15 protein-coding genes are annotated in these 15,550 nt (G+C 31.2%); all 15 read left to right on the forward strand.

Translation table 11 applies throughout. The annotated features are described in order from the left end of the window. Positions 1–24 precede the first annotated feature (24 nt). The 15 genes from ACCQ42_RS06760 to ltrA all read left to right on the forward strand — a co-directional run bounded on the left by ACCQ42_RS06760 (position 25) and on the right by ltrA (position 15,399). A complete protein-coding gene (locus tag ACCQ42_RS06760) occupies positions 25–1,695 on the forward strand; it encodes a tellurite resistance TerB C-terminal domain-containing protein (protein WP_106460661.1) in 1,671 nt (556 codons plus the stop codon). Then, entirely contained in the window at positions 1,692–3,014 is a 1,323-nt protein-coding gene (locus ACCQ42_RS06765; protein WP_106460660.1) for an ATP-binding protein, read from the forward strand. The genes ACCQ42_RS06760 and ACCQ42_RS06765 overlap by 4 nt, the downstream gene beginning before the upstream one ends. Next, entirely contained in the window at positions 3,011–5,101 is a 2,091-nt protein-coding gene (locus ACCQ42_RS06770) for a DEAD/DEAH box helicase (protein WP_106460659.1), read from the forward strand. Before ACCQ42_RS06765 ends, ACCQ42_RS06770 begins: the two co-directional genes overlap by 4 nt. 56 nt (positions 5,102–5,157) lie before the next feature. Then, entirely contained in the window at positions 5,158–5,889 is a 732-nt protein-coding gene (locus tag ACCQ42_RS06775) for a hypothetical protein (RefSeq protein ID WP_106460658.1), read from the forward strand. Continuing rightward, on the forward strand, positions 5,879–6,136 hold the full coding sequence (locus tag ACCQ42_RS06780; RefSeq protein ID WP_410035733.1) for a hypothetical protein: 258 nt from the start codon (positions 5,879–5,881) through the stop codon (positions 6,134–6,136). The genes ACCQ42_RS06775 and ACCQ42_RS06780 overlap by 11 nt, the downstream gene beginning before the upstream one ends. Before the next feature lie 43 nt (positions 6,137–6,179). After that, a complete protein-coding gene (locus ACCQ42_RS06785; RefSeq protein ID WP_285044335.1) occupies positions 6,180–6,470 on the forward strand; it encodes a CD1845 family protein in 291 nt (96 codons plus the stop codon). 86 nt (positions 6,471–6,556) lie between these two features. Continuing rightward, the gene (locus ACCQ42_RS06790; RefSeq protein ID WP_410035734.1) at positions 6,557–7,534 is read left to right on the forward strand and encodes a replication initiator protein A; all 978 of its coding nucleotides are present in this window, start codon (positions 6,557–6,559) and stop codon (positions 7,532–7,534) included. Positions 7,535–7,548: 14 nt separating this feature from the next. Beyond that, positions 7,549–8,406 carry an ATP-binding protein gene (locus ACCQ42_RS06795; RefSeq protein WP_316716875.1) on the forward strand — a complete coding sequence of 286 codons (858 nt, stop codon included), beginning with the start codon at positions 7,549–7,551 and terminating at the stop codon, positions 8,404–8,406. Positions 8,407–8,420: 14 nt separating this feature from the next. Next, complete coding sequence (locus ACCQ42_RS06800) at positions 8,421–8,912, forward strand: PcfB family protein (RefSeq protein ID WP_025194489.1); 492 nt, start codon at positions 8,421–8,423, stop codon at positions 8,910–8,912. Positions 8,913–9,102: 190 nt separating this feature from the next. Further along, positions 9,103–9,306: a hypothetical protein gene (locus ACCQ42_RS06805; protein WP_019107276.1), complete on the forward strand. Its 204-nt coding sequence runs from the start codon at positions 9,103–9,105 to the stop codon at positions 9,304–9,306. Positions 9,307–9,350: 44 nt separating this feature from the next. Then, positions 9,351–11,153 carry a VirD4-like conjugal transfer protein, CD1115 family gene (locus ACCQ42_RS06810; protein WP_410035735.1) on the forward strand — a complete coding sequence of 601 codons (1,803 nt, stop codon included), beginning with the start codon at positions 9,351–9,353 and terminating at the stop codon, positions 11,151–11,153. Between the two features lie 151 nt (positions 11,154–11,304). Continuing rightward, on the forward strand, positions 11,305–12,171 hold the full coding sequence (locus ACCQ42_RS06815) for an Abi family protein (RefSeq protein WP_410035736.1): 867 nt from the start codon (positions 11,305–11,307) through the stop codon (positions 12,169–12,171). Between the two features lie 190 nt (positions 12,172–12,361). Next, on the forward strand, positions 12,362–12,685 hold the full coding sequence (locus tag ACCQ42_RS06820) for a single-stranded DNA-binding protein (protein ID WP_265214767.1): 324 nt from the start codon (positions 12,362–12,364) through the stop codon (positions 12,683–12,685). Beyond that, a complete protein-coding gene (locus tag ACCQ42_RS06825; RefSeq protein ID WP_463049211.1) occupies positions 12,686–12,817 on the forward strand; it encodes a Maff2 family mobile element protein in 132 nt (43 codons plus the stop codon). It begins immediately after the preceding gene. Positions 12,818–13,539: 722 nt separating this feature from the next. After that, positions 13,540–15,399, forward strand: coding sequence for a group II intron reverse transcriptase/maturase (gene ltrA / locus ACCQ42_RS06830; RefSeq protein WP_410035737.1), 1,860 nt, complete (start codon positions 13,540–13,542; stop codon positions 15,397–15,399). Positions 15,400–15,550: the final 151 nt, after the last annotated feature.

Raw genomic sequence — 15,550 nt, forward strand, 5'->3', positions numbered from 1 at the left:
AACTTTATATCCTCTAAGAGTATAATGATTAGTAAGCTAGAAATGGGGGAAGCTATGGATGATATTAAGGCTTTGATAGAAGGCTTGCTAGAAGATCTTGCCACCAGGGATAAGAAAAAGATAAATAGAAAAGTAAACACTAAAAATCTTAAGGCAAATATTAATATCGACCTAGATAAAAAGTCTGATGATTACTATATTTCCAGATTAAGGATAAGAAATGCAAATATTAATTTGCCAGATCAAGTCAAAAGAGAATCCCTAAACTTGTATTTAGACTTAATAAAACTAGGTTTTGCTGGTAAAAAAATAATATCAAATGACTTGTACAATCAAATATATATGCTGGCAAGGGACTATGTCAATTCTTTTTATGATCCAAATTTCGATAGGAAAACCGAAAGGATTTATGAAAATCTAGGAAAATTCTTAGATAAGGAAACAATAAGCAATTTGAGAAAATCTGCCAATGATTTTATAAAGAAAATCCCAAGGGCAAATGAAGAAACAATAGCCTATTATGACCTAACAGCTAATGGTAAACAGAAGGTATTCTGGGATGAGGACGGGTCTTTAAGAGAAAAATATAAGTTTGACCTAGACCAGGAAAGGGCTTTAGCTTCCATAAGCAAGAGAAATAATATTCTTTGGGAAAATGATGATTTAAAAAATCTTACTATAAATTTATATCTTAAGAGTCTAAAACTAGTATTTGATGATGACAAAATTAATACAGACATCTTAGTTTCCTATCAAAAGCCTTATACCTTATCAAGAAAGCTTTTGGATGCACTTTTGATAATAAGTGAAGCAAATGTCAGAAATATTTTTGTATTTTTATCTGGTATTCAAACAGAATCTGCCATAGAACTTCTTATAGAAAATAAGGCTTCAGAAATTCTAGATAGGATTATAGATTATCAAAGAACTATACTTTTTGATTTAAAAGATAAGGAAGTAAGCCAGATTTATCTTAAGTATTTTAAGGAAAATCCAAACAAACTCACTGAACTTACAAGATTTATAGAAACTTTGGATATTGATAAAGAAATAGAAATAATAGAAAATTTTAAAAAAGAGAAAAATTTTTACCAAATCTTAAATAGTATTATAAAATCAAAGACCCCAACCCTAAGAATAATAGCCTTATACCATATTTACAAAAATAAATTAAATAAAAAAGCTCACGATAAAATTTTGTTTAGAATTATAAGGGAAGAAAACTACAATCTTTTTCTAAATTTGGTAGATGAAAATGAAATTGATATAGACCTTATCGCAGAAATTTTAAAACTTGATAAGATTCGACCAAAAAGGATAAGTCTTAATGATAAGAAAATAGCAAAATCAAGAAAAGCCCTAAGATCAACCGTAGAAACTATAAGTCAATTTGTCGGAGAAGAAGAAAATATTGAGGAAAATGATAAATTGCCTGAAAAAGAGGAAGAAATTGATGATAATAATCTTTCAAAATCAAGCAGAGATTTTCTAAAACTCCTAATAGAAAAGGGATCTATATCAGAAGATGAGGCAAGAAAAATAGCCCAAGACCAAGATTTATTTTTAAATATCTTTATAAAAGAAGTAAATGACGAGCTTTATAATTATATAAACGACCAAACTATAATAATCGAAGATGGAAATGTGTTAATAGATGAATTTTATATAGACATGGTGAAGGAGTATATAAGATGAGAAAAATCAATCCTAAAGAAGCAAATTCAATTATAAAAAGCCTGGAAGCAGGGGTTGTGCCTGATATTGGCATCGGCCATTTACTTGTAGGAAGAAAGGCTGAAGTAGAAGAAATAATTAAAATCCTAGAAAATATTGAAAATGGCGACTCAGACCTTAGATTTTGGGTGGGAGATTTTGGTTCAGGTAAGTCTTTTATGCTCAAGACAATAGAAAACCTAGCTTTGTCTAAAAACTTTATTGTGTCAACCATTGATCTTAACCCATCTAGAAGATTTTATGCGACCGATAGGAAGGCTGTTGGCCTTTATAAAGCCATAATTGAAAATATAAAGACAAAGACTAAAAGAGAAGGAAATGTAATTGAGGCAATAATTGAAGAATGGATTTCAAATATTTTTATGAAACTTTCTAAGGATTATTCCTATGACATAAAAGATTTGATGGCAGGTGAGTATCAAGACAAGGTCAAAGGAGAAATTTTAGATGTACTTTCAAATTTCAAATCTGTAGGCCTATCTTACGAACTTGGTCAAGCCCTTTGCAAATATTATGAGGGTTTTATATCTGATAATAGGCTTTTAAAACTTGAGGCTATCAGATGGATTAGGGGAGATATTTCTACAAAGACCGAGGCAAAAAAAGAGCTTGGTATAAACGAAATTATAAATGATGATAATTATTTTGAAGCTACTAAAAACTTGGCAGAGCTTTTTGCAGAAATTGGCTATAAGGGCTTTGTAATAAATTTTGATGAGGCTGTAAACCTCTACAAACTTCCACATGCCACAACCCGTGAAAGAAATTACGAAAAAATCCTAAATATTTTTAACGAAACAAAATCAAATCTGGCCAAACACTTATTTATAAATTTTGGGGCAACTAGAAAGACAGTTTTTGATGAAAGCAGGGGTCTTGCTTCTTACGGGGCTCTTAAGGGAAGGCTTGGAAGCGAAGCATCGATGGATGATAAGCTTTTAAATACAAATAAGACCGTCCTTGGCCTAAAGGTCTTGACAGAAGAAGAAATTTATACCCTTTTAGAAAACTTAGTAGATATCTACAATACCCACTATAAAAGTGAGATTAATTTAAGCCACGACCAGATTGTATCCTACATGGAGGGCCAATTAAATAGGCCAGGTGCTGATGAATTTCTAACTCCAAGGTCTGTTATAAAAGATTTTATAGAAATACTTGATATAAAAAGACAAAATGAGGGTGTGGATATTGATCAAATTCTTGCTAATAAATTTGGAAGTCAAGTAGCAGTTTTCAAAGACCCAGATAATTTAGATGATGAGATTGAAATAATATGACAGAAGCCTTTGACCTATTAAATAGGGACATGAAAAAATTTGTTTATGAAAATGGCTGGCAAAGTCTAACAAAGATACAAAAAGCTGCCATCAAACAAATTTATCAGACTAATAACAACTTAATCCTTGCTGCACCAACAGCATCAGGCAAAACTGAAGCAGCCTTCTTACCTGCAATTTCAAAGGCTGTTGACTTAGATAAAGGGTTAAAAATTTTATATATCTCACCCCTAATCGCTCTTATCAATGACCAATTTAAAAGAGTCCTTGCTATATGCAAGGGCCTTGATATAAGGGTGACTAGCTGGCATTCAGAGGCATCAGTAAGCCAAAAGGATAAACTTGTGGCAAATCCATCAGGAATCATGCTAATAACTCCAGAATCCTTAGAAGCCATGCTTGTAAACGATAAGGCAAGAGCCAAGGTCTTATTTAAAGATTTAGATTTTGTAATAGTAGATGAAATTCATGGGTTTTTAGATACAAATAGGGGCCTTCAACTAAAATCTCTACTTGTGAGAATGGAGGCCTACTGCCTAAATACTCCAAGAATGTTAGGCCTTTCAGCAACCCTAGGAGATGAAAATTATTCTCTAGCCAAGGATTTTTTTATAAATGGAAGAGAGACAAATATTTTGCTTGATAGGTCAAGGAATGATTTGCTAGCAAGCCTTGATTATATAGAAGCTGATGATATCAATGATGAGCTTGTAAAAAAGATTTTAGAATATTCTTTGGGAAAATCAACCTTGATTTTCCCAAATTCGAGGGAGAAGGTAGAAAAACTTACCTATCTTTTGCAAAGAGAAATAAAAGAAAAAGGCTATGAGATAAGGGTCTTTTCCCATCATTCCTCAATATCTAAGATCAAGCGAAAGGAAATAGAAGATTTTGCCAAAAATACAAGAGAAGATTTTATAATTGTAGCCACATCGACCCTAGAGCTTGGAATTGATATAGGGACAGTTGATCAGGTTATTCAAGTGGGATCTGCTGCTTCAGTTCTTTCTCTTGCTCAAAGACTGGGTAGGTCTGGGAGGAGAAATAAAAAGTCCATAATTCATCAAATAGCAACGGACAAGTATGACCTCCTTCAGGCCTTAGCATCTCTTATTTTATTTGAGGAAGGAAGGCTCGATAAAATCGACCAAGCAAAGAAGGCTTATGATATCTTTGCCCACCAAGTCCTATCGACCCTCCTTGAGAAAAATGGACTTTCTTTTGCTGAATTTACTAGATTAAATAAGGATTTAAAAAGTTTTACTGATATAAACGATGATGAATTTGCAAAGCTAAAAGATTTTATGCTAGGGAAAAATTATATAGAAGAAATAGATGGTGAATATATAGTAGGAATGGAAGCTGAAAAACTCATGACCATGGGCTATTTCTACAACCAATTTGTTAGCAAAAAGTCCTATAAGGTTGCAAGTGATAAAAATGTAATAGGAGAAATTGAGCTTGGCGACAATCTAAAGGCCAAGGATAGGATATATCTAGCAGGTCAGGTTTGGCAAATCCAATCTATTAACCACAGTTCTCGCAAAATTATGGTGATTCTTTCAGATAAGGCCAATGCTAAAAGTTTTGCAGGATCTGGATCCTTTGAAATAAGTGGAGAAGTAAGGGCTAAGATGGAAGAAATTCTATTTAACTTTGACAAGATTAAATTAAATCCAAATATTAGAGAGATTTTAGAAGCCTTAAGAGAAGAAATAAAGGAAGAAGACTATCACTTTGTAGAATTTGAAGGGAAAATTGGTCTTAGGACCTTTAAATCTACAAAAATAAATAGAACTCTGGCTTTATTACTAAATATTAAGTCTAAGTCATCCTCTTATTATGATGACGATAGGTCATCGACTATTGTAGGCAATAATATAAGAAGAGATTTGAAAAAAATTAGAGAGAATCAAGTGGATATTGAGAAAATAGAAAAATATTTAAAAGAAAATCCGTCGCTTATAGAAACTTACTTATCGGCTAATAAATTCATGGTCTTGGTACCAGATGATTTAAAAATCACATACATTATAAAAAATATCCTCGATATTGATGGAGCTAGCCAATACTTACAAAACTTGTAATTAAATATTCCTTATTTCTATGATATTATATAATCAAGAAAGAAAAGGAGGAAATTATGAAATATATTAAAAGTTTGTTAGTGATTGGACTTGTAGTTTTTGGAGGAATATTTTTAAGAGCTAATTCCTCACTAGGCCAAAAAGAGTACCTTGATGAATTAAGAAGTAATAAGGCAAAAGTTGATGAATATGTAGGTAAAGTAAGCGGAGTAGAAAAAGAATTTGTAGAAACAATTTTAAATCGCAAGGATGCTGATCCTAGTGTTACTGTAAGAGAAATTACAAATGTAGATACTGGTGAATCCTACAAGATGATACAAGCTATCGATTCTTCAAAAAATATTGATATTGATGGCAGACTTGATGGTACAATATTTTTTAGGAAAGGCAATGAAAGATTTTGGATAGATACAAGAAGAAAGATTTATTACACAGATACTTTTGACTATAGCAAAAATCCAAAAGAGCCTTCTATTATTTCTAGAAATGAAAGTATGATTTACGAAAAATTCCTAAGCGGCTATGATAAAGGGATAGAAAAAATAGGCGATACTTATAAAGTAACTAGCCTTGATGACTTAAATAAGGGCTCTTATAGTATTTATGATTTAGAGGGAAATTGGCTTGAGTCTTTTACTGACAACAGCCAAGGAAGGTGGAAGGATGTCCTTGTTTCAAAAACCACAGATGTTGATGAAACTTATGAAAAACTTCTAAGCCTAAAAGATACCTATACTGAGGTTGATGATTTAGGAGAAATTAAAGATAAGGGAAAAAATGAAATTTGATAGAATTTTAAAAGTAGAAAATCTTGAAAAATATTATGGCAAGGAAGATAAAAGAGTCTTATCTAACCTTAACTTTGACCTAATAGAAGGTGAATTTTTAGGAATAATGGGCAAATCTGGCTCAGGGGACAGTGATATAATGATGACAGATACAATAAATCCATTAAAATCAAAGTTTAAAGGCTTCCACAAAACTTTTAAACAAGACGATTTAGGATTAAGTCTGTCATCTTTTTTATTAAATTAGCAAAAAAGAAAAGAAAACATAAGTAATAAGGATTGAAGAGAATATGATAATATTTAGAATTTTTTTCAAAATCATATTGTTTCCTATTAGTATAGCGTTAAGTATCATCACTCTATTTTTAACGTTTGTATTAGGACTTAGTACAATATTTTTTAAACTGATTTCATTTATCGCTATTATGGGATTTTTGGGATCTGTTTATCATGGAGAAAAAGCACTCGCTATAGAGGCAATTATACTAGCATATCTTTTTAGTCCTTATGGTTTACCAGTGCTAGGATATTTTATTATAGAAGTGATAGAAGGGGTGAATGAAAGAATAAAAGTAATTTAAATATAAAAATAAATAGAAAAAACCGATGAAAAAGAGATAGCAAAATCAAAGCTATCTCTTTTTATGTGAAAAGAAAGGGGGCTATGATGAAAGAAATAGTTAAATTTGAATACTATTATGGCAATGAAGCAGAACAATATTCATTTTTTAGGATTCCCAAAACTTTATTTACCGACTTAAATTTTAAAAAACTATCCGTAGAAGCAAAAATTCTTTATGGAATTCTACTCGATAGAATGAGCTTGTCAATTAAGAATAAATGGTTAGATGAAGAAAACAAGGTATACATCATCTATACCATAGAAGAAATTATGGAAGTATTAAATTGGGGGAGAAATAAATCGGTCAAAGTAATGAAAGAAATTGAAGAGATAGGATTATTAGAAAAAAAGAGGTTAGGACTTGGAAAGCCAAATTTACTCTATGTAAAGAACTTTATTTACACAGAAAATAATAAAACTACGGAAGTTTCAAAAGCAAACCTCAAGAAGTTTAAAAAACAAACTTCAGGAAGTTTAGAAAACAAACCTCAAGAAGTTTCAAAAGAGGACTCTAATAATACTAATATTAATAATACTGAAACTAATAATACTGATTTTAATAATACCACCCCCATATCCCCCTTAGAAAAGCTAGGAGAAAAATCAAAAAAAACTTTGGAGGAGGAAGAATTAAAAGAAACTATAAAAAAGAATATATCTTATGAAACCTTTGAAAAATTAAGAATAGAAGAAAAGAAGCAAGTAGATGTAATGATAAATGTACTTGTAAATGCATTAACTAGCTTTACAAAGATTAAAATAGGAGGGAGGCATATATCCAATGAAAATTTTAAAGAAAGATTTCTAAGTCTTAACTATAAACACATAGACTATGTTTTGAAATACCTAAGAGAAAATGCTCCAAAGGATATTAAAAATATTAATGCCTATCTACTGACTCTCTTATACAATGCAGATGAAAATATTAGAAACATAGAAGTCATAAAGAGAGAAGATCAGAAAAGAGAAAATTATGACTATAGTAATGATGAGGATATCTGGAGAGAAATTTTAAATACTTGATAGGAGATGAGTATATGGAATTAATAAAAGAAATCCTAGAACAGAAAATAAAAAATGCAGAAACAAATAGTCCATCAAATGATGAAGAAAATAGGAGTTATATAGATCAAGAAACAGGATTAAAATATTGTGCAAAATGTAAAACACCAATTGAAAAAGAAATAGACTTCTTTGGAGAAATAAAAAAAGTTGGTATTTTATGTCAATGTGAAAAAGAAAGACAAAAATTAGAGGAAGAAAAAAGAAAAGAAAATAAAAGGCTTTTAAAAATTGAACACTTAAAAAAAGAGTGTTTTTCTGATCCTATCTTATTAAATTGGAATTTTAAAAATATGGACAAAGATAGTGAGCATGAAAAAGTAGCAAAAAACTATGTGAAAAAATTTGATGAAATATATGAAAATAATATAGGATTAATTCTCACAGGGAATGTGGGATGTGGAAAAACATATCTTGCAAGTGCTATAGCAAATGCTTTACTAGAAAAAGAAATATCAGTCAGAATGACAAATTTTTCAGTAATTTTAAATGATATGACTAACTTTGAGATTGATAAAAGCAAGTATATAGATAACCTAAATCATAAGAAACTATTAATTATTGATGATTTTGGAATGGAAAGAGATACAGATTTTGCAGCTGAGCATATCTTTAACATAATAGATAGTAGGTATAGAAGTGGGAAACCATTGATTATAACAACAAACTTAAATATATCAGCTTTAACTAATCCTGAAACTATAAAAGATAAAAGAATTTACTCAAGGATACTTGAAATATGCAGTCCCATTATATTTACAGGAGAAAATAGAAGAATAGAAAAAATGAAGGAGAAATCAAAATTAGCCTATGAAATATTAAAAAAAGAATGAAAGTAGGTGAGTGAATGCAAAATGATGATATAAATAGCAGAACAATAGCCATAGTAAAAAAAGCGGGGATAGTTACAGCCAAGCAAGTTATAAATTTGATGAAGAAAATATTAGAAATAAATAAACATAAAGCGCAGACAGAACATTCAAGACCCTTAGAAAAATTTAAAAAAGTAAAAGTAAAAGACCTTGTAAAAAAAGGTAAAGTAGAAACCTTAGAATTAAATGACATAGACTTAAAAGCATTGAAAAAAGAATTAAAAAGATATGGGGTGAAATTTTCCATAAAGAAAGATTTAGAAAATGGAAACAACATTATCTTTTTTCAAGCAAAAGATATAAAAGTAATGGAACAGGCTTTTAAAAAGACAGTCCAGAAATTTACTAAAGATAAGTCAAGAAAAAGGAAATCTGTAATAGAAAGGCTTAATAACTTCAAGGATAAAGTCAAAGATACTATTGACAGAGATAAGGTTAAACATAAGCATCAGGAACAAAGTTTATAATAAAAATACTTGGCTATATATAATATAGATGATGAGAAGGCATGAATAGCCTTATTGTTGGATACTATGAAAAAGAAGATGGGAGTCATCCAGTAGAAGAATTTCTCTTATCTATAGATAAAAAATGAGAGCAGAAGCATTAGGAAAGAAACTAAAAGCTACCTTTGAAAGTAAAGTATAAGTGTATGAAATGAAGAAAAATATTTGCCCAAAATGTAAAAGAAAGATGAAACAACAATTTATAGGCTTACTACATTGCAAGTGTGGTATAAGCTATCATAAAGATTTAGGATATTTTAAAAGAAATGAAAATATGATTTTTGTCTTGGAAAGAAAAAAGATAGGTAAAAAAATAAAACAAGTTCCAGTAATAAGATATAAAAAAGATAAATAAGATGCTAATGGGTAGAGAAATCTACTCTTTTTTATGGAGAGGAAGTGATTGATTCGAAAATACTAAATGAAATAATAAAAGATATAAAAAATGTTTTTAAGATAAGAGATAAGAAGAAATTTGTATTAGAAAATTTTCCTTACCTCTTATTTTTTTATATAGGAAATATCTTTGCAAGCCATGTCAACTCTTATGTAGGAGGAGATATAATAGATAGAATTCTAGTGGCTTTTAGTCAAATAGATACTTTAAAATATATTCCATCATTAAAAATAAAAAACCTGATACCTGGTCTAATTCTATCAGTAGTTATTAAGTTAATCCTTATACAGAAAAAGAAAAAAGCAAAAAAGTTTAGAGAGGGCAGAGAATATGGATCGGCAAGATGGGGAAATGAAAAAGATATTGAGCCATACATTGACAAGAAGTTTGAAAACAATGTGCTACTAACTCAAACTGAAAGACTTACCATGAACAATAGACCTAAAAATCCAAAATATGCTAGGAATAAAAATGTATTGGTAATTGGAGGTTCTGGTAGTGGTAAAACAAGGTTCTTTGTAAAGCCGAATCTCATGCAAATGCACTCTTCATATGTAGTGACCGATCCAAAAGGAACATTAGTCTTGGAATGCGGAAAAATGTTGGAAAGAAATGGATATGAGATAAAAATACTAAATACAATAAACTTTAAAAAATCCATGAGATATAATCCCTTTGCATACTTGAAAAGTGAAAAAGATATTTTGAAATTAGTACAAACAATAATTGCAAATACTAAGGGAGAAGGAGAAAAATCAACTGAGGATTTTTGGGTAAAAGCTGAAAAGCTCTACTATACAGCCTTAATTGGATATATTTTTTATGAAGCTCCTAAAGAAGAACAGAACTTTACAACTCTACTTGCTATGATAGATGCAAGTGAGGTAAGAGAAGAAGATGAAAATTTTAAAAATGCAGTAGACTATATGTTTGAAGCATTAGAAAAAGAAAAGCCAAATCATTTCGCAGTAAAACAATACAAGAAATACAAACTTGCAGCAGGAAAAACTGCCAAATCAATCCTTATATCCTGTGGAGCAAGGCTTGCTCCTTTTGATATTGAAGAATTAAGCGATCTTATGAAAGAAGATGAACTGGAGCTTGATACACTTGGAGAAAAGAAAACAGCTTTATTCGTTATAATATCAGATACAGATGATACATTTAACTTTGTAGTATCAATAATGTACTCACAATTATTTAATCTATTATGTGATAAAGCAGATGATGTGTATGGTGGAAGACTTCCTGTTCATGTGAGATGCCTACTTGATGAATTCGCAAATATCGGCTTAATTCCTAAATTTGAAAAGCTGATAGCAACTATTAGAAGTAGAGAAATATCAGCAAGTATAATACTGCAAGCACAATCTCAATTAAAAGCAATCTATAAAGACCATGCAGATACAATAGTTGGTAACTGCGACTCTACACTCTTTTTAGGAGGAAAAGAAAAAACAACAGTAAAAGAATTATCAGAAACCTTAGGAAAAGAAACCATAGACCTATATAACACATCAGAAACAAGGTCAAATCAAAAGAGTTTTGGACTAAATTATCAAAAAACTGGTAAGGAACTTATGAGTCAAGATGAAATAACTGTAATGGATGGTGGTAAGTGTATATACCAACTAAGAGGAGTAAGACCTTTCTTGTCTGATAAATTTGATATTACAAAGCATAAGAATTACAAGTTGTTGGAAGATTATGATAAGAGAAATATATTTGACATAGAGAAATACCTACAGAGAAAAGATGAGGTTAAGTTAAAAGAGAGTATGGTAGTTGAAATATTAGATGAATAAATTTAAAATTAGAAGTAAGATAGCTATTTAGGAAAGATTAAAAGGAAATACTTGACAAAAAATATTTTATAACATATAATAATGTCAACAGCACCCGACACGCCTCTTAACAATGCGGACCAAGTCGGGTCATTTGATTTTAGGAGAAAAAATGAAAAAAATCCACCAAGAACCGATTAGTATAGAAAATCAAGTAAAAAACTTAATAGACTTAGGACTTTTAGTAAAAGATAAAACTTATGCTAAGAAAATTCTTGGAAGAATATCCTATTACAGGCTGATTAAAGCTTATAGTGTCACATTAAAAAAAGATGGAAGATATATATCAGGAATAAGTTTTGAAGATATTGTAAGTTTATATAAATTTGATAGAGAACTTAGACAACTCATATTTGAAATAATAGAACATATTGAAGTTTCTTTAAGAGCAGTTATCACAAACTATTTTTCTTTAAAATATGGGAATTTTGGTTACAAAGATTTGTCAAATGTGGGAAAATATAAAAACAGATATAAAGAAGCATTAAATGATTTAGAAAGAGAAACAAAAAGAAATAGACGCTCACCCTTTATAAAAAACTTTAAAGACAATTATGAAGGTGGAGAAATTCCACTCTATGCAGTGATAGAAGTAGCGAGTTTTGGAACCTTATCTAAAATGTATAAGAATATGAAAAATGAAGATAAAAGTAAAATTGCAAAAGTCTTTCATACAGAATACCATTACTTTGAATCTTGGATAGAAAATTTTGCCTATATAAGAAATATATGTGCCCATTATGGCAGGCTATATGGAGCAAAGCTTACAAAATCACCAAAGCTATATAAAGAATATTTAAAAAATAATATTTCAAACAATACAATATTTGCTACATTAGTTAATCTTAAAATAGTTTCTGAAGAAGAAAATTACAAAAATTTTTATCATGATCTAACAGCACTAATAGCAAGATATGAAAATATTGAATTAAGACATGTTGGCTTTAAAGAAAACTGGAAAGAATTACTAAAACCATAAAATTAAATAGAGAAATTTACACCGAAAAAAACATTTCGGTGTTTTTTTATGCCCAAAGGAGGAAGAATGAAATATATACGAGATGAGCCGAAAAAATAAGATACAGAGAAAAATGAAATATTAATGAATTAGAAGTAGAAGCGATAGAGAAAACTATCGCTTTTTTTATGGAATAAAGGAGATAGAACAAATGGAAAGAGAAATGCTAAATATTAATGGAAATCTAGTAGGAGAAATAAAAACAACTGCAATAGATACAAAGGAAGGAGAAAAAGAGGTAGCTAACTTCACAATAGTTAGAAAGAACAAAGAAGAAGGAAAGGTTAAAAAAGAATATATCTACTGTAATCTCTACGGGGAAAAGGCAAAAAGTGTGAAGGAATTTAAAAGTGGAGAATACATCCATATTTTTGGATATTTTAAGGAAACAAAAAAAGAAGACAAGACATTTAAAAATTTTATCGTAAAGCACATAAATAAAATTGAAAAAAAAGAAAAAAAGGAGGAAATATAAATGGAATTTTTTTCACAAGCAGTAAATGTATTAAAAATATTAGTTACAGCAATTGGTGCAGGACTTGGAGCATGGGGTGTTATCAACCTGATGGAAGGATATGGCAATGACAATCGTGCGACACGTTCATAAGTGAAAAGCTTATGCACTAAGTCGAAGGACTGAAAGTTCAAAACTTAGGAGAACTGGCAATCTGATAGGTAGAATGACGGGGTAACGCCCTGAAATGCCTACACTGATACTCCGATTGGCAATGAATATTAGACTATTTCATTGTCAAAAGCTCGGTGAAGTCGGCAGAGAGTAGCCGTAAGACTGATATTAACATCAGACACGAAAGCTGTTCAGAGGTGGACGGTGCTACCTATATGTCGGGTGTCGAATACGCATGGTGAGAATGTGTATACCAAAGCACTGACGTACTTCCGAATGTAAGGGTCTAAACGTTTGAATTTGCCTAACGGCAATTCCCATCAAAGATGGGGTGTTTGTGGATGAGTAAGAATGGTTGTTATGAAAATCCATATATCGTTACAGGCGATATGGTGAAAACTAAACACAGGCTTAGAGGAAGAACCTAAACGTATTCAAAGATAAGATTGTCGGAACGTGGTAAGCCAAGAGCATGGAAGCAGTCTAATGCTAATGAAGTGTTGAATGGGAAAATGACTGTAAAAAACAGCATATAACCATTCTTTATCTCGGTGAAAGTGGTGGCACAGTACCTATGAAGCGAAAATAATAAGTTCGTGGAGGGATAGCCACCAGTCACAGGAAAGTACAAGAACTGAAATTAAGACAAACACAGCTTCGAGTATGACAAAGAAAATCAAATCCGAAAGGAGATGGTGACTGTGTCCACTTCGAAACAAACACTGAAACAAAACAAAATCCGTTATACGGAATACTATGACTTGCAAAAAGTCCTTGATGATTTATATGAAGATAGCGGTAATAATAAAGTATTTTCAAATTTAATGGAGTTGATAACTTCAAGAGAAAATATTAAACTTGCCTATCGTAGTATAAAAGGGAACAAAGGAAGTCATACGGCTGGGGTAGATGGCAGAACAATAAAACATCTATCAAGGCTAAATGAAGAAGAATACATTTCTCTCATACAAAAACAGTTTCATTGGTATAAGCCACGCCCTGTAAAGAGAGTGGAAATGCGAAAGCCTAATGGGAAAATTAGACCTTTAGGAATACCAACTATTGTAGATAGAATTGTACAACAATGTATCTTGCAAATATTAGAGCCGATATGTGAAGCCAAGTTTCATGATAGTTCCTATGGGTTTCGACCTAACAGGAGTACGGAACACGCTATTGCAGAATGTGCAAGACTAATGCAGATACAGCACTTACACTATGTAGTCGATATTGATATACAAGGATTTTTCGATAACGTATATCATGCAAAGCTCATAAGGCAGCTTTGGAATTTAGGAATCCATGACAAAAAGTTACTTTGTATCATTAAGGAAATGCTTAAAGCAGACATAGTTATGCCCGATAAAAAGGTAATTACACCAACAAAGGGAACACCACAAGGCGGTATATTATCACCGCTACTATCTAATGTAGTCTTGAACGAATTAGATTGGTGGGTTTCTTCTCAATGGCTGACAATGCCCACGCATTATCCATATAAACAGAGAACGAACAGTCAAGGAACAGAGATAAAAAGCCATACCTACAGAGCTTTAAGAACAAGCAACCTAAAAGAAATATACATTGTAAGGTATGCTGATGATTTTAAGATATTTTGCCGTAATTACTACGATGCAAAAAGAACCTATCAGGCAGTTACAAAATGGTTGCAAGACAGATTAAAACTAAATGTAAGTGAAGAAAAATCTAAAATAACAAATCTAAAACAAAGGTATTCGGAGTTCTTAGGATTTAAGCTTAAGGTTAAACCAAAAGGCAAAAAGTTTGTTGTACAGTCGCATATAAGTGATAAGGCACTGAAAAATGCAAAAGAAAATATTTCTAAATGTGTGGCGGATATAAAAAGACCTGCAAACGAAAAGGAACAGTACAAAGCAATAGCCAAGTATAATGCCACTGTTTCAGGCTTGCATAATTACTACCAAATAGCAACAAATGTAAGTTTGGACTTTGCTAAAATAGCCTTTCACATTAAAAAGCAGATGAACAACAGACTTGATATTAAAACCAGTGGAACGCTAAACAAAGGATTTATCAAAGAAAAATATGGAAAAAGTAAACAGCTTCGCTTCCTTAATGGACATCCGCTAATTCCAGTTGGATATATTAGGACAAAGGACGCAAAACACAAGAAAAAGGTTGTAAATAAATACACTGTAAAGGGTAGAGCTTTTATTCATAAAAATCTGCAAATTGATGTAGATACACTTGTTTGGTTGATGAGACATCCTGTACTTGATAAGAGTATAGAGTTTGCAGACAACAGAATCTCGCTCTTTGCAGCTCAATATGGCAGATGTGGGGTAACAAGTGTAAAACTTACACCAAACGATATACATTGCCATCACAAGATACCGCTTGAACAAGGCGGTACAGACAGTTATAGCAACTTAATTCTTGTTACAGAAGCAGTTCATATACTTATCCATGCAACAAAAGAAGATACAATCCAAAAATATATAAAAGAGCTTGGCTTAACGGTCAAGCAGATCGAGAAATGTAATAAGCTTAGAAAAATGGCAGGATTGCCACTAATTTAGAAAAAAAATAATTTGTTACGAAGTGTGTAAGTCTTAGTTAAAACGTGAAAATCTTTCTTGTGATGGAACGCCGTGTGCGGTGAAAGTCGCATGCACGGTGTGAAGTGGGGGAAAATCCGGAGATAACATCAAAGGATTACCTATCACTATC

The organism is Anaerococcus kampingae, from assembly GCF_046365475.1.
In the GTDB taxonomy this organism is placed as follows: domain Bacteria; phylum Bacillota; class Clostridia; order Tissierellales; family Peptoniphilaceae; genus Anaerococcus; species Anaerococcus kampingae.